This window comes from Erwinia sp. AK-PDG3-5, assembly GCF_056821705.1.
Window position 1 is genome coordinate 2,851,581 of sequence record NZ_CM165967.1, and the last position, 15,356, is coordinate 2,866,936.

Genomic DNA, 15,356 nt, shown 5'->3' on the forward strand with positions numbered 1-15,356 from the left:
TCATAGCCTGATGCCGCTTCTGATTTGATACTTGCAAAACCCTGACCAGTTCACATTTCCCGGCATAGCCGAGGTAGGACCAAAGAAAGTCGTCTAAAGTTTGTTTCAGGGTCAATAACTTACAGACAGCCATCGTCTGGACATGGAGAACTACCTATGCAGAGAGTTGAGAAGCGTCAATGGAAAGCGGTTTTGGTGCTGCCGTTAATGGTCGCAGCGCTGACACAAACGGGCTATGCGGCAGAGAATGATGCCGGGCAACATCTGCTGAGTAGTGCACCTCAGCCACCCGATATCCGGCTGGGGCCGTTGTTCCATGCGGTTCAGGCGGCGAAACTCTACCCGGATCAAAAAACCTTTGCCGATGCCGTGCCGAAAAGCAATCCAACGTCGATTCTGGCCGACTGGCAGATGCAGAAAAAACAGAGCAACTTTGATTTACGCCATTTTGTTGAGGCTAACTTTACCCTGCCTGCTGCCGGGGAAAAGTATGTTCCGCCGTCCGGACAGAGCCTGCGCGAACACATTAATGGCCTCTGGCCGGTGCTGACCCGTTCGACCCAGCAGGCCAGCCAGTGGGATTCGTTGCTGCCCTTGCCGAAACCGTACGTGGTGCCTGGCGGCCGTTTCCGCGAGGTCTATTACTGGGACAGCTACTTCACCATGCTCGGCCTCGCCGAGAGCGGCCACTGGGATCGCGTGCAGGATATGGTGGAAAACTTTGCCCACGAGCTGGATACCTACGGCCACATTCCTAACGGTAACCGCAGCTATTATCTCAGCCGCTCGCAGCCGCCGTTCTTCAGCATGATGGTCGATTTACTGGCGCAGCATCAGGGCGACAGCGCGTACAGCAAATACCTGCCTGAGCTGCAGAAAGAGTACGACTACTGGATGGCGGACGCCGACAGCGTTAAGCCGGGCGACGCCAGCAAGCGCGTGGTGAAGCTGAAAGATGGCACGCTGTTGAACCGCTACTGGGATGCCCGCGACGTGCCGCGTACCGAATCCTATATGGATGACATCGCCACCGCGCAGAAGGCCAGCAACCGCAATAAAGCTGAGCTGTACCGCGATCTGCGTGCCGGCGCCGCCTCCGGTTGGGACTTCAGCTCGCGCTGGTTTGATAAGCCGGGCGATCTCTCCACCATCCATACCACGCGGATTGTTCCGGTCGATCTGAATGCGCTGATGTTCCATCTGGAGCAAACGCTGGCGCGCGCCAATAAAGTGGCGAAAAACGACGATGCGGTGAAGAAATTTGACGCGCTGGCGAAGAAACGTCAGGCGGCAATCAACCGCTACCTTTGGGACAATAAGCAGGGCTTCTATGCCGACTATGACTGGCAGAAAGCCACCATCCGTCCTCAGCTGACGGCGGCCACCCTGTTCCCACTGTATCTGCAGGCGGCAACGGAAGAGCACGCCACCCGCACTGCTGACGCGGTGAAATCCCAGCTGCTGAAAGAAGGTGGACTGGCGACGACCAACGTTAACAACGGTCAGCAGTGGGACGCGCCGAACGGCTGGGCACCGCTGCAATGGGCGGCGGTTCAGGGACTGAATAATTACGGTAAACAGGCGCTGGCGAAGGATGTCGGCATGCGTTTCTTGCAGAACGTGCAGGCCACCTATGACAAGGAACACAAGCTGGTTGAAAAATATGTGGTGGAAGGTAAAGGGCTGGGTGGCGGTGGTGGCGGTGAATATCCGTTGCAGGATGGTTTCGGCTGGACCAACGGCGTGACGCTGAAGCTGATGGACCTCTACTGCCCGAAAAACAGTACCTGTAATAACGTGAGTGATATAACGAAAACGCAGTAAGCGTTGCAAACCTTGCGGCTGCCGGTCGGCAGCCGCGGTGATCACCCTATCCTATTGTTCTTCCGTGGCTATAAAAGGCACTCTGCGTTAACCCCCTCACCAGGACCTCCCTTTATGCATACCACTGACTCTCGCTTCCCTGAGAAAAAAATGTTAATTGCCGGATCGGTTGGCAACTTTATCGAATGGTATGAATTCGCGGTGTACGGCTTTCTGGCGACGGTGATCGCCGCTAACTTTTTCCATCTGGACGGTGAGAGCGATCTGACCAGCCTGATCCTCACCTACGCCGCCTTTGCGCTGGCCTTCTTTTGTCGGCCGATTGGCGCGATGATTTTTGGTCGCATCGGCGACCGCATCGGCCGCAAGCCGACGCTGATTGCGGTGCTGCTGCTGATGACGCTGGCGACCTTTCTGATTGGACTGATGCCCACTTATGCTACCGTCGGCGTGGCGGCACCGCTGCTTCTGACCCTGCTGCGGATGCTGCAAGGGCTGTTCGCCGGCGGGGAATTTGGTGGTGCGGTGGCGCTGATGACCGAATTCGCCCCGGCGGGAAAACGCGGACGCTACGGCGCGTGGCAATCCTTCACCGTCGCGCTGGGGTTACTGGCAGGTGCCGGTCTGGTGGCCTTGCTGTCCGCGCTGCTCACGCCCGAACAGCTGAAAGGCTGGGGATGGCGAATTCCCTTCCTGCTGGCGTTACCGATGGGGCTGGTAGCGCTGTGGCTGCGGTCACAGCTGGAAGAGCCGCCCACCTTTGCCAAAGCGCAGAAGCTTGAACCCGCGCCGCTGTCTTCAGTCGTGAAAGCCATCGTACTGGGTATTGGCAGAATGATGGGCTGGTCGGCCGCGGGCTACACCTTCCTGGTGGTGATGCCCTCGTGGTTGCAGACCGCACTGCATGCCAGTTTTCAGCAGGCGTTGCTGGCAACGGTATTGGGCAACGTCGGTTTTGCGTTAACCATTTTACCGGCGGGAAGGCTCAGCGATCGCTATGGCCGACGCAGTATTATGCTGCTGGCGATGCTGGTGGTGGTGCTGTTTAGCTACCCACTGCTGGCCCTGTTGCAGCAACCGGACGCCGCGCTCTGGCTGAAAGGATTAGCCGTGCTGATAGCCGGTGCGGTAGTGGGGATGATTGCCGGTCCCGGTCCGGCGATGCTGGCCGAGATGTTTCCTACCCGCATTCGCTATACCGGCCTGGGCCTGGCCTATTCACTTTCTAACGCCGTTTTCTCCGGCTGTGCCGGGCTGATTATCACCGGGCTGATCAAACAAACCGGAAATATCTATATCCCAGCGTGGTATGTGATGATCACCGGGGCGATCAGTGCGCTGGCGCTGCTGACGCTAAACCGCGACGATCATCTGCACGACCTCAAGCCTTAGACTCACCTCAAGCCAGCGGCGCGCTCCGCTGGCCTCTCCTGCCGGCGATATAATTCCCTTATTTTTGCAAGTGAATAGATAAGCAAATTCAATGCTTGAAAGTATGTTACGGAAAGATAATAATTCTCATTGAGATTATCATAAATCTTTACATTACCGTCACGACGCGTCTTTCACTGTAACAGCGTCAGCGGACCTTTCTTCGCATTTTGTAAGGGAATTGACAATGAGAATGGCTTTTTCTTTAAAGCGTTCTGCTTTGCTTTGCTCCATCGCTCTGGCTACACCTGCTTTCACCTTTGCGGCCGAGACGCTGGTCGTTACCGCGCAACCCGCAGAAACGGCGACCACGCCAACAGAGGGTTACACGGCTAAAACCAGCAAAGGCGCAACCAAAACCGATCGTCCACTGATCACCACCGCCCAGTCCGTTTCCGTGGTCACCCGTCAGCAGATGGAAGACCAGGGCGCGATGGACGTTAACCAGGCGCTGAACTATACCGCCGGTGCCTTTACTAACTTTGCCGGAGCCGCAACCCGTTATGACACCGTTTCTCTTCGCGGCTTCCACGGTGGGGATGTTGATAACATCTTCCTCGATGGCCTGCGTCTGATGAGCGATCCGGGCAGCTATAACGTCCTGCAGGTCGATCCCTGGTTCCTGGACCGTATCGATGTGATCAAAGGCCCGTCTTCTGCCCTGTATGGTCAGACCGTGCCGGGTGGACTGGTGATGGAAACCTCCAAGCGTCCACAGTTCACGCCTGAAGGCCACTTCCGTGCCTCTACCGGCACCAATTCCACCAACAGCGCCGCCTTTGATTACACCAATGCGATTAACGATCAGTGGGCGTTTCGTCTGACCGGCATCACCCGCAACAGTGACACCCAGTACGATCACACCCGTGAAGAAAAATACGCCATCTCCCCTTCCGTGCTGTGGCAGCCGGATGAAGATACCTCGCTGTTGCTGCGTGCCTATCTGCAGAAAGACCCGTCCGGCGGCTATCACGGTGCCGTACCGGGCGATGGCAGCATCACCGAACATAACGGCCGCAAGCTCAGCAACGGTTTCTACGACGGCGACAGCTCGCTGGATCAGTTCAAGCGTAACGAGCAAATTTACAGCTACGAATTCGCTCACCGCTTTAACGACACCTGGGCGTTCCGTTCTAACGCCAGCTATTCCCACTCCAACGTCAACCTCGATCAGGTTTATCAGATTGGCTGGGACGCCGATAACCCGAATCTGCTGAACCGCTACTACTCCGGTTCACGCTCTTCGCTGGATGCGTACGCCATCGATAACCAGCTGGAAGCCGATTTCGCCACTGGCGAAGTGGATCATAAAGTTGTGCTCGGCGGTGAATACCACCAGTACAAGAACGATCTGAGCGATGCCAGCGGCTATGCAAATCAGCTGAACGCGTTGACCGGCCAGGCCGTCGGCGATCGTCTGAGCTACGACTTTACCGATTCGCAGCGTCGTTATTACCAGACCGGCGTCTATCTGCAGGATGAAATGACCTGGCAGAAATGGCACCTCGATCTGTCTGGCCGTTATGACCGCATCGTGTCGGAAACGGATGATTACTCAACCAGCACCAAAAACCGTCGTCAGGACGATCACGTCAGTGGCCGTGCCGCCCTGCTGTATGCGTTCGACAATGGCATTTCGCCATATGCCAGCTACAGCCAGGCCATTACGCCGCAGTCACTGTCCGGTGAAGATGGCAATCTGCTGAAGCCAACCACCTCCGAGCAGTATGAAGCCGGGGTGAAATACCAGCCGAACGGCACGTCCGATCTCTACTCGGTTGCGGTTTACGATCTGACGCAGAAAGACGTGGGTAACCGCGTTGTGGTCGGTTCCTATTATGAGCCGGCCGGTAAGGTGCATTCACAAGGGTTTGAACTGGAAGCACATAACCAGATCACGCCACGTCTGAGCACCATCGCTAACTACACCATGAACCACGTGCGCTTTAAGGATTCTGTGGATGGCAACGACGGCCACACGCCGTACGTTACGCCAAACTCCATGGCGTCGGCCTGGGCGAAATACCAGCTGGATTGGGGTATCAGCGTCGGTGCCGGTGTGCGTTACATCGGCAAGCAGTGGGCGGATAACGAAAACACCACCCGTCTGCCCTCCACCACGCTGTTTGATGCTTCGGTGCGTGCCGATCTTGGCGCCTGGAACAGCAGCCTGAAAGGCGCGTTTGTGCAGGTGAATGCCAATAACGTGACTGACCGTGATTACGTCTCGGCCTGTTACGGCACCGGTTACTGCTACTGGGGCGCAGAGCGCACCGTGGTGGCGACCGTCGGCTACGATTTCTAATCCGCCAGCCATAAAAAAAGGGAGACGATATCGTCTCCCTTTCCTTTACTACCCATCGCGGGTCAGCTTTTGACTTTACGGTAAATCCACAGCACCACAATCGCGCCGATCACCGCGACAACAAAGCTGCCGAAGTTAAACCCGTCTACCCTGCCGAAGCCGAACAGCGTACTGATCCAGCCGCCGACCACAGCACCGATGATGCCGAGAACCACGGTGATGATAAATCCGCCGCCGTCTTTACCTGGCATAATCCACTTAGCGATAATCCCTGCGATCAGACCAAAGATGATCCAAGATAAAATTCCCATTTACAGCTCCTTGTTACTTACTGATTAGACGGGATTAGTATAGGACAGGATTCTAACTCTGTGATTTAAATCTAAACTTTTTGTCAGTTTTTTTTGTTTCAGCCCTAAAGCGTCACATTGAGATGCCGATACTTCGACGTATCACCGCTCAAAGCGTGTTTTCTGGCAGTCAACCGGAGTGGAATGTGAAAGAAAACGATAATGAACAGTACCTGAAACGCGGCCCGTTGGCGGTGTTGGCGGTATTGAAGAATCTGATGAAAAATCAGACGCCAATTCTGGTCTCTCACGCGCGTGGCCAGTTTATAACCAATTTGCTGGATGCCGACAAGGATCGGATGGTGCTCGATTTGGGCAGTAACGATCATGAAAACCAGCTGGCGATGGAAGCCGAAGACCTGCATCTGACGGCGGAAACGCACGGGGCGAAAGTCGAATTCGCTCTCGGCACGCTGACTAACGATAAGTTTGATGGCCTGCCCGCCTTTGGTGCCGACCTGCCAGATATTCTGTGGATGATCCAACGGCGGGAATTTTTCCGCGTGAATGCCCCGCTTGACCCGATATTTTATTGCTACGTGCAGTGGCCCGACGGCAGCGGCGAAGGCCGGATGCGTCTGCAGGATTTGTCACTCGGCGGCATTGGCGTATTAGGCGATTCGCCGCTCCCGGAAGGGCTGCACGGTGGCGAGCAGTTTAAGAAGCTGCGCGTTGAGCTGGGGGAATATGGCCGTTTTGAAGTGGATGCGCATCTGATCAACGTCGGTAAGCGCAGCATTGTCGGCAATAAGAATGAAACCGTGGTCACCCCACGTCTGAGCTTCCGCTTCAGTTCATTAAATGCGGGCGAAGAACGTTCGCTTCAGCAGGTGATTTTCTCTCTTGAACGCCTGGCGCGCGATAAAGCCACTCGCTTCCAGTAAATTGCCGACCTGAAGAACAGCCGGCGCGCTGAGCAGTCAGCACGCCGGACATTTTAGATGGTGCGATACGCGGTGGTCACTTTCCACAGATAACGCGGTGCCTGAGCAGCAGGATGCTTATTCTGCACGTGCTGGTAAAACTCTTCCGGCGACATTGAGTTAATCATGGCAATCGCCTGATCCCGATCGCGTGAGAAGGTTCTCAGCAACGCACCGGCACCATTGGCATACGACACGATGGTGGCGTAACGCAGCGTTTTCGGATCGCGGATGCCAGCCAGCGACTGATCCTGCAGGATCTTCAGATACGCCGTACCAATATCAATGTTCCTCACCGGATCGCGCAGCTCTTTACTGCTTGGCTGCCCTCTTCTTCCCTGAACCCGGTACACTTCACGGCCTGCTGTTGAGGCTTTAATCTGCATCAATCCAATGGCATTCGACTTACTGACTACCGTTGGATTGCCGCCCGATTCCACTGAAATAATGGCATCTACCAGCTTTGGATCGACCCCGTAGTTGTTTGCTGCGCTCTCCGTGAACATCGACCAGGCCTGAGCCACCTTTTCTGGCGGCGCCTGGGTTAACGGCGTTTGCTGCTGAGTTATTGTTTGTTTATGCGGTTCACTGGCACATCCCGCCAGCAGTAACACGCCCAGTATCGCAACCGTTTTCACTTTTCTCACGCTGTTTTCATCCTCTGAGCCTTAGCCTCGCGCCTTACAATAGCGTGCGCCGGACAAAAGAAAATTACCGAAACTCTGAATTTGACGCGCTTGCGGGTGACTTCACCTGCGCTTTTCGTCATCATCAGGGGTATTGGACCGTCAGTGGCGTAAAAAAATTCCTTTCGAAGTGGATAAAAATCACACAGATTGTGATTGAAGGCGACTTTTTTTTCGCGCTGCCTGCAAAATGCCGTTGAAATCCGGCCGATCTTTCGCCGCACCGAGGATTAAAGTGAACATTATGTCCGTTACTCCGCGCACTTTTCATCTGATTGCTCCTTCTGGCTATTGCCATAATCAGCCTGCCGCGCTGCTGGCGGTAAAACGCTTGCAGGATCAAGGGCATCACGTGGTGAATACCGAGGTGATTGCCCGCCGTGACCAGCGCTTTGCCGGGGATGACGCCGAACGTTTGCAGGATATTAACCGTCTGGCGCAGATGGAGGATCTGCCGGATATCCTGCTGGCGGTGCGCGGCGGTTATGGCGCGACCCGGCTGCTGCCGCAGATTGATTTTGCCGCCGTCGCTGCCCGCCTGAAGGACCAGCCGGTGGCGCTGTGTGGCCACAGCGACTTCACCGCCATCCAGCTTCCGCTGCTGAAACAGGGTGCCATTTCCTTCAGTGGTCCGATGCTGACCGGCAATTTTGGCGCTGAGGTTTTATCTGATTTCACCGTTGACCACTTTTGGCGCGCGCTGACTTCGCCTAAATTAACCCTTAGCTGGGAAACGCAGCCACAGGATATCGACGCGCAGGGCACCGTCTGGGGCGGTAACCTGGCGATGATTGCCTCGATGATGGGCACACCCTGGCTGCCTGAGATTGAAGACGGCATCCTGGTGATTGAGGATGTGAATGAGCATCCTTTCCGCGTGGAGAGAATGCTTCTTCAGCTGGCACAGAGCGGCATCCTGGCACGACAGAAGGCAATTGTGACCGGCAGCTTTACCGGCGCGACACTCACCGATTATGACAATGGCTATGACTTCGACAGCGTCTGGACGCTGATTCGTCAGGTAACGGGCGTACCGCTGGTTACCGGTCTTGAATTTGGCCATCACTGGAATACCGTGACGCTACCGTTAGGCGCGCAGGGACATTTACAGGTCAAGGGTTCAAGCAGCACGCTGACGCTATCAGGGCACCCTACGCTTCGTTAACCATCCGGAGCGCCCATGAAGCAGTTGTACGAGGATCTCTGGGTTTCAACCCCGGAGTTTCCGGCCAGTGAACATGAGCCGGAACTGATGATGCATGGATTTTTGCTGCAGCATACGCGGGGAAACTTACTGATTTCCCGCGTGGAGAATCTGAACGACCACCAGGCGATTGAAGATTTGGGCGGGATTATCCGCCATTATCTGACCCACTCCCATGAAGCCGGGCCGGGTGCCCGTTTACTGCAAACGCGCTTTAACGCGGCCTTGTATTGTCATAACAAGGCGCTGGGCGCGATCAGTCCGTATGTCGAGGCTGACGACACCTTCAATCAGGCTGAGCTGCACTGTGGCAGCTTTCACGTGGTTCCCACGCCGGGCCATACGCCGGGCAGCACCAGCTATCTGTATGCCTCCCCCTTTGGCAAAACCTATCTGTTTGTTGGCGACACCATCACCATGTCACACGATCGCTGGGTGACGGTGTTGGTGCCGGAAAGCAACGAAGCGGATTTGAAAAAGTCGATTGAGTTCTATCGGGCGCTAAGGCCCGACGTAGTGTTGATGGGCACCACCGCCGGACATTTGTCCTGGCAGGAAGTGACGATGCGCGAATGGCTGGCGTTGCTGGATGAGGCGGAGAGTTCGCCGCTGGATCTGCGCCAGCGGCTACCTGACTAGCGGGCGATCAGGAGGCGACGTTGCCGGACGAATCGGTACGTTGCAGATCGACCGCGCTGTTTTCACGCTCGCGGCTGCGGCTACAGGGCACCAGTTTTTGTACGCCGCTGTAGGAGAAGAAGGTGTCATCGTCTGAGGTGTTCACCACCATCTGATCGCCATTGCGGAACAGCACGATCGACACCTTGACCCCGTTATCCGTTTTGGAACGCTGATTACCCGCCGCAATCTGGAAATTATCGCCCGGCCACATAAGGGTGGTCAGGCCGTATTGCGCCTGGGTGACTGTCATCGTTGGGCGGCCTGGGCAGGTAATCTGAAATTCGGTGTTGAGTGGCGGCGTGTCGTTGTTAGCCTGTGCAGCAAAGGTGGCACAGACGAGCAAACATCCAGTGGCGATAGTGCGGAACATGGGCAGCGGTCTCCGGGCGATTCTCTCTGATTTGATTGACTATATGTCAGAAAGCCTACCACAGGACGCTACCCACGTTTGCCTTAAGTGTTACGAAATCCCCGGCAGAGATTAATTATTCAGCGAGTTCATCTCTTTGATCTGATCCTGATTCACCGCCTGCTGCTTACCGTTTTCATCGGTATACATCACCATGCCGGTGGCTTTATCGACTTCAGGTTTCCCCTGGACCACCACGGTGCTGCCATCCTTCATCTGCAGTACATGGTCGCTGGAACAGCCTGCCAGCAGCAATCCGCCAACGAGTAAGGTCAGTGCACAAGCTACTTTTTTCATTTTAAATTTCCTTCATTGGATTCAACAGTGTGCAGTGTAGCCTGGTGATTTTCGTTAATTTGATGAATGTTGCGTCCGCTTCTCAGATTAGCCGCCCAATGCCATTTTTCAGTTTATTCCTGGAGGGCAAATTTTCATTGAAGGTTGCGGCTATTAACTGTATTTTTATCCAGCATTTATAACCAGGATAACCCCATGTTTGTAGAACTGACTTATGATAAGCGCAACGTTGCCGGATTGCCCAATGCGCAGGAATTAATTCTGAACGAGCTGGAGAAGCGTATTCAACGCGTTTTCCCGGCTGCCGAAGTGAAGGTAAAACCGATGCAGGCTAATGGCGTGAAAACCGATGCCAGTAAGAGTGACAAGTCAGTGATGCTGCGGATCATTGAAGAGATGTTCGATGAAGCCGATCAGTGGCTGGTGTCAGAAGAATTTTAAACGAGGGTGGGCATTTTTCACACTATGCGCGTCCACCGCTAAAGTTTTCACCCGCTGAGCCGAAGATGTTCCCAGGGCATAACGAATGGGAATGCGATGATGGCAGTACTTTATATTCCGTCACTGGTCAGTTTACTGGTGAACGCTGAAAAGCAAAAAGGCAGTGGGTTGACGCAGCAGGAAGTGGAAAAAATTCGTGATAATGCCACCTGCATTTCTGTGCCGGACGACCTTGTCCGGGGGATGGATCCGTCACGAGGATACCGTGATATCGATCCTGCAAGATGCTGGGAGGCGTGGCGTGACTCTCGCTCTCCGGGTCTGGCACAGACGGCATAATACGCAGTAGCCGGACTATTTCGCCCGTTGAGCAATTTCCGCATACAACAATTCGTAGACTTTCGCGGCATGGGCCGCACTGTCGCGCAGCATTTGAATGGCATCTTCCAGCGTCTGCGGTTCGATATTGCCTACAATACGCCAGCCCAAAGCGATGTTTTTCGCTTCTTCCAGTCGGTTGGGGTTATCTTCGATTGAAGCAGCTTCTGACACAGAATTCTCCTGATTTGCGTTTTGGCCCTATTTTACGGATCAACACTCCGCCATCTCAACCCCCGATTTCTACCGGAGTGTAAAAGCGTCCGTTTTTTACGCACTTTTGACCAAAAAGGGGTTTTATCCGCCCAAATCAGAAAAAATCACCGCAAAAAACAGATTAATCCTGGTGATGAATCAGCACTATTTCACCCTTTGGCACTGACTACCAGCCCTTTCGCAGGAAAAGTTCGCTTAAAATCCTCAGACGAAAAAAAACCGCCCTCAGCAGGCGGTTTTAGTTAGCAAGCTACTATTCAGCTGAAGTAAGGGAATTTACGATCTATGCCGTTAACGTTCAGGGTGATATACCCCACCGGGGCCGCGCTGACCGGGGATGCCGACTCCGTTGTCGCTAAGGTCACGACCCCATTTTCATTGGCGCCGATGCCCGCCAGGCCGTTATGGAAACTTAAGCGCGCGTTGGGCGTGACCGTGCCGACGGTGGTCAGATCGGTAACCTCCGACAGATCCGGTGTAAATAAGGAACACTCCCCGGCTTCAAACCGCGTTGGCCCGGTCGATCGCACGTTAAACATGGTGTCGCCACTGCCCGCTTTCAGCTTCACCCAGACCTCGACGATATTCTGATAGCTGCGCGCATACTTGACGTCAACCACCGCCGTGGTGCCGCGATGGAACATATCGGCCCACACCGCGCTGACGCAGCGCTGCAGATTCAGGTAGGTGACGCCCGACGAGATGGTTTGCAGCGGGCTGGCCGCGGTGCCGGAAGGATTGGCCGTTGACTGTTTGCTGACCATCTCCAGCGTCCATTGCTGATTAGCTTTCGGGAAGACAAATTTGCCGATGCGATACCATTTATCGGTATCCGAGGTATTACTGAGCTTATAGCCGCTGTACCAGCCGGCTTTCATCGACCCGGTCATGGTGGTGCCGAAGTTTTCATCACGGCGCCAGCCGCTCTCATAGCCTGACAGCCAGCGATCGGAGGTATTGTCCAGATTGACCGTCGCCCCGGCCTGCAGGCTGAGCTGACGCAGCAGCACCCGGCTGTTATTCAACAGCAGCGGATTGGCGCAATCCTCCAGGCTCAGGGCATCGATAATCCACTGGCCGTTGCTTAAATCACCGGGGAAGCGGGTATGTTCAACCCAGACGTTGCGGATCAGCCCCTGGGTTAATCGCGGCATCTTCAGCGTGGCATCGCCATAACCGTACTGGAAGTTGGCATTCGACAGCTCAATGGCGGTCGAGTGATCCCAGACGCCGTTTGGCGAGTTTGACCAGCTGACGTCAAAGACCCGCGCATAGGTATTTTGCGAATAGATTTGGTCGAATCGCGTGTCGAGGGTATCCAGCAGTTTCACCGCCGTGCCGCCGTTATACTGCACGCGAAAACAGCGGATATTAACGAACTCCCCTTCGATGGTGGTGTTCTCAAAGAACGGCTGGACGTTGGACAGCATGTCCGCGGTGATCGCCCCGGTATTACTGGCCGTATCCGCCGTGGCCTGCCCGTTCCAGCTGATGCCGCGAATGATGGTCCGGCGGGCATTCACCTTGAACACCGTATTGATCGATTTATCAGAGATAATGACCGTTCTGGGCGTGACGCCATAGGGCGCGTCGTCACCATACAGAGCAAAACACGGAATTTCGCTGGCGCTGAGGTCGACAGGCGAGATTAAAAACTTCCCGGCCGGGAAACGTACGCCGATGTCTTTTGCATTAACATCATAGACTTGTGACCAGCTGAACATCCGCTTAAAGGCGTCGGTATCATCGGTGACACCGTCACCTTTCGCGCCAAAATGGTACAAATTCACCTGCTCGGTGTCATTAATGATGCGCTTCCAGTAGAAGGTGCTGCCCTTGGCCATCGAGCCGCCGTCATCACTCAGCGTGGTGGTACCGAGGAAGCCGACAAAGTCGCCGCCGCCATGAAAACTGGAATCCTTGTCGTAGTAGCGTTTGAGTGCCGCAATATCACCGGCTTTGGTTGGCGCAGTGGTTCGCAAATCACCAAAGCAGTTTACTTCGATCATAAAGACCTCCGGATGGATGGTTACGTACAGTGAGATGCCCGTGACGGACAGGATGGAGAGGGAGATAGGACGTTACGTTGCAGGGTAGTAGGGTGATGGCGGCCAGGCCGCCGGGAGAGAAAAAGGCGTCAGTGCTGGTAACACTATTTTGTGGCCAGCTTCTTGGCCAGCGCGACGATTTCGGCGTACTCATCGATGTTGTGCCCTACCGAGCTCAGCAACTCGCCAACTTTTTCCAGCACCACGTCATTGGTGATAACCGTGACCTGGCGGGTTTGGGTATTGCTGCTTAACGGGCCGTTGCTCTCTTCGGGGATGGTGGTGTTATCAGTCATGATAATGTCCTCATTTTGCTTCGGGGTGCGGAGGCCTGACAGCAAACGCCATCCCGCCCCCAGTAGTTGCAGACGATTCATGTGTGCTCTCCGCAATCCAGTTTCTCCCGTTCAGTGGCTAACGGTCGCTGGCGGACAAACTGCGCCATTACCGCCATCGCCACCATAAATGCCCCGATCATGCCGAGGTAGTTGGGGGGAATAACGCTTTTGGCATCGGACGGTAGTAGCTGCCAGGCGCGCATCGCGGAATCAGGAAAGGATTGCACCCAGGCGCTGATCACCGATCCGGCCGAAGCCAGCCACACCGACCAGGTTTTGAACAACAGCCTGGCGTGATGCACAAACTCAACCGAGCTGTACTTACGGATCGTTAACAGCAGCAGGATGGTCATCAGGATGGCGCAGAGATAGAGGGCGAATTTCATAGCAACCCCCGATAGCCGTCGTAGGTGCCGCTGCGCATTACCGCAGCATGACGTTTCGCCCGGGCCGGCGTCTGACTGGCCCAGAGGCTGTTCAGCATGCCGTCCGCCGCAGAGGAAAAGTCGCCGCGTGACATCGCTTTCAGGCTCTCTTTGAATCCCGACAGCCCTTCCACACCCATTTGATAGGCCATGCTGTAAAGAATGTCGGCCCGTGCCTCATTGCACTGGCGAAGCGCATCGGCAAGCAGTGGGCGCTGCTTGAGCTCAAAAATTTTGCTCTCGACCAACATCTGCATCCACAGCTCACCGACCGGCGCCGGCACTTTAAAGATATAACTGTTCAGGGCCGCGCCTTTTGGACCAATTTTGATCCCTGCGGCCACGGTGGGATAGCCCAGGGTGTCTATAAAGGGAACGTCGCGATACCCTTCTTCATACTTTAGGATGGAAACTATCTGACTCATGGTGAATACTCCTCTTGACGCAAAAAATAAGTATCAGACAGCAAGGCCGGCTGAAAAATGCGTATGAATCATTTTTCACCTGTGGAAAAATGATCGACAGGCAGGTTAATGCAGGGTTTAAGGCACCTGTATCGGCGCGGCCAGATTGTGTAAAGAGCGTAACGTCTTCAAATGTTGCGTGGAGACATTATTTAATGCGCTATACGCATATTAGTAGGCAGTATTTTATTGTGCAAGGCGATTTGTGTAAAACGCATAAAAAAGGTGTGAACGCTTAATGAAACCCGGAGAAAGAATCAGACAGCTTCGCAAAGCGAAGAAGATGACGCTCAACGCGTTAGCAATGCAGGTAGGAAGTGATGTCGGGAACCTGTCCAGACTGGAACGCGGGGTGCAGGGATACAGCGATGCGTTGCTACAAAAATTGGCGGATGCACTCGCAGTGCCGATTTCTGCGCTATTCTCATCAGGAGAGCTGAAGAATACTGATGATTCATACAGTGTATCTTCGTTAACCGAAATGGGGAGAGATGATGTGTATCGTGTTGACGTCCTTGATGTTTCTGCCAGTGCGGGTGAGGGTTCACCGGCCAGAGAAGTGGTTCAGGTCATTAGATCTATTGAATATGTGCGGAAGGAAGCCAGCGTTATTTTTGGCAATAAACCTGAGGCCATTGTTAAATTGATAAACGTCCGGGGCGACAGCATGGAAGGGACCATTGAACCTGGCGATTTGATTTTTGTCGACGTCAGCGTCCCCTTCTTTGATGGTGATGGGATTTACGTTTTTGATTTCAATGGCGATATGTTTGTAAAACGCCTGCAAAAAGTGAAGTCAGAACTGTATGTCATTTCCGATAACCCCCGCTATAAAGAGTGGACGATTTCCGCTGATGAGATGGCAATGCTGCATGTGGCCGGCCGGGTAATGCTCAGCCAGTCGCAGCAATTCCGCCGCCATGGCTAGGTCTCTGT

18 protein-coding genes are annotated in these 15,356 nt (G+C 54.5%); 9 read left to right on the top strand and 9 right to left on the bottom strand.

What is annotated here, in order from left to right:
• Positions 1-156 precede the first annotated feature (156 nt).
• From treA to AC1UKS_RS13110, 3 genes are all read left to right on the top strand, one after another.
• Complete coding sequence (gene treA / locus AC1UKS_RS13100; protein WP_265910186.1) at positions 157-1,824, top strand: alpha,alpha-trehalase TreA; 1,668 nt, start codon at positions 157-159, stop codon at positions 1,822-1,824.
• A gap of 114 nt (positions 1,825-1,938) precedes the next feature.
• The gene (locus AC1UKS_RS13105) at positions 1,939-3,216 is read left to right on the top strand and encodes an MFS transporter (RefSeq protein WP_482433962.1); all 1,278 of its coding nucleotides are present in this window, start codon (positions 1,939-1,941) and stop codon (positions 3,214-3,216) included.
• Positions 3,217-3,442: 226 nt separating this feature from the next.
• Positions 3,443-5,560: a TonB-dependent siderophore receptor gene (locus AC1UKS_RS13110; protein WP_482433963.1), complete on the top strand. Its 2,118-nt coding sequence runs from the start codon at positions 3,443-3,445 to the stop codon at positions 5,558-5,560.
• Between the two features lie 62 nt (positions 5,561-5,622).
• On the opposite strand, the gene AC1UKS_RS13115 is transcribed toward AC1UKS_RS13110, so the two are convergent.
• A complete protein-coding gene (locus AC1UKS_RS13115) occupies positions 5,623-5,871 on the bottom strand; it encodes a GlsB/YeaQ/YmgE family stress response membrane protein (RefSeq protein ID WP_013201740.1) in 249 nt (82 codons plus the stop codon).
• A 185-nt stretch (positions 5,872-6,056) separates the two neighbouring features.
• On the opposite strand from AC1UKS_RS13115, the gene AC1UKS_RS13120 reads away from it, so the two are divergent.
• Entirely contained in the window at positions 6,057-6,794 is a 738-nt protein-coding gene (locus AC1UKS_RS13120; protein WP_482433964.1) for a flagellar brake protein, read from the top strand.
• Between the two features lie 53 nt (positions 6,795-6,847).
• Here the strand turns inward: AC1UKS_RS13120 and emtA are convergent, their stop codons facing one another.
• Positions 6,848-7,471, bottom strand: a complete 624-nt coding sequence (emtA, locus tag AC1UKS_RS13125; RefSeq protein ID WP_371732187.1) for a membrane-bound lytic murein transglycosylase EmtA — start codon at positions 7,469-7,471, stop codon at positions 6,848-6,850.
• Between the two features lie 292 nt (positions 7,472-7,763).
• Between emtA and ldcA the strand changes: the two genes are divergently transcribed.
• Entirely contained in the window at positions 7,764-8,684 is a 921-nt protein-coding gene (ldcA, locus tag AC1UKS_RS13130) for a muramoyltetrapeptide carboxypeptidase (protein ID WP_482433965.1), read from the top strand.
• A 15-nt stretch (positions 8,685-8,699) separates the two neighbouring features.
• Positions 8,700-9,362 (top strand): MBL fold metallo-hydrolase, encoded by a 663-nt coding sequence (locus AC1UKS_RS13135; protein WP_013201735.1) that lies wholly within the window; start codon positions 8,700-8,702, stop codon positions 9,360-9,362.
• Positions 9,363-9,369: 7 nt separating this feature from the next.
• Here AC1UKS_RS13135 and AC1UKS_RS13140 read toward each other — a convergent pair whose 3' ends face one another.
• Both AC1UKS_RS13140 and AC1UKS_RS13145 read right to left on the bottom strand, forming a co-directional pair.
• Positions 9,370-9,774, bottom strand: coding sequence for a hypothetical protein (locus tag AC1UKS_RS13140; protein ID WP_482433966.1), 405 nt, complete (start codon positions 9,772-9,774; stop codon positions 9,370-9,372).
• Positions 9,775-9,885: 111 nt separating this feature from the next.
• A complete protein-coding gene (locus AC1UKS_RS13145; RefSeq protein WP_265910179.1) occupies positions 9,886-10,110 on the bottom strand; it encodes a YgdI/YgdR family lipoprotein in 225 nt (74 codons plus the stop codon).
• A 195-nt stretch (positions 10,111-10,305) separates the two neighbouring features.
• Between AC1UKS_RS13145 and AC1UKS_RS13150 the strand changes: the two genes are divergently transcribed.
• Positions 10,306-10,551, top strand: a complete 246-nt coding sequence (locus tag AC1UKS_RS13150; RefSeq protein WP_013201731.1) for a DinI-like family protein — start codon at positions 10,306-10,308, stop codon at positions 10,549-10,551.
• Positions 10,552-10,647: 96 nt separating this feature from the next.
• On the top strand, positions 10,648-10,890 hold the full coding sequence (locus AC1UKS_RS13155; RefSeq protein WP_308727085.1) for a hypothetical protein: 243 nt from the start codon (positions 10,648-10,650) through the stop codon (positions 10,888-10,890).
• 15 nt (positions 10,891-10,905) lie between these two features.
• Here the strand turns inward: AC1UKS_RS13155 and AC1UKS_RS13160 are convergent, their stop codons facing one another.
• From AC1UKS_RS13160 to AC1UKS_RS13180, 5 genes are all read right to left on the bottom strand, one after another.
• Positions 10,906-11,103, bottom strand: coding sequence for a hypothetical protein (locus AC1UKS_RS13160; RefSeq protein WP_013201729.1), 198 nt, complete (start codon positions 11,101-11,103; stop codon positions 10,906-10,908).
• A 299-nt stretch (positions 11,104-11,402) separates the two neighbouring features.
• Positions 11,403-13,154, bottom strand: a complete 1,752-nt coding sequence (locus AC1UKS_RS13165; RefSeq protein ID WP_482433967.1) for a glycosyl hydrolase family 28-related protein — start codon at positions 13,152-13,154, stop codon at positions 11,403-11,405.
• Positions 13,155-13,297: 143 nt separating this feature from the next.
• Positions 13,298-13,489 (bottom strand): hypothetical protein, encoded by a 192-nt coding sequence (locus AC1UKS_RS13170; RefSeq protein WP_482433968.1) that lies wholly within the window; start codon positions 13,487-13,489, stop codon positions 13,298-13,300.
• Positions 13,490-13,566: 77 nt separating this feature from the next.
• Positions 13,567-13,917 (bottom strand): DUF7940 domain-containing protein, encoded by a 351-nt coding sequence (locus AC1UKS_RS13175; protein ID WP_482433969.1) that lies wholly within the window; start codon positions 13,915-13,917, stop codon positions 13,567-13,569.
• A complete protein-coding gene (locus tag AC1UKS_RS13180) occupies positions 13,914-14,381 on the bottom strand; it encodes a lysozyme (RefSeq protein ID WP_482433970.1) in 468 nt (155 codons plus the stop codon). Before AC1UKS_RS13180 ends, AC1UKS_RS13175 begins: the two co-directional genes overlap by 4 nt.
• 277 nt (positions 14,382-14,658) lie before the next feature.
• Between AC1UKS_RS13180 and AC1UKS_RS13185 the strand changes: the two genes are divergently transcribed.
• On the top strand, positions 14,659-15,348 hold the full coding sequence (locus AC1UKS_RS13185) for an XRE family transcriptional regulator (protein WP_482433971.1): 690 nt from the start codon (positions 14,659-14,661) through the stop codon (positions 15,346-15,348).
• Positions 15,349-15,356 lie beyond the last annotated feature (8 nt).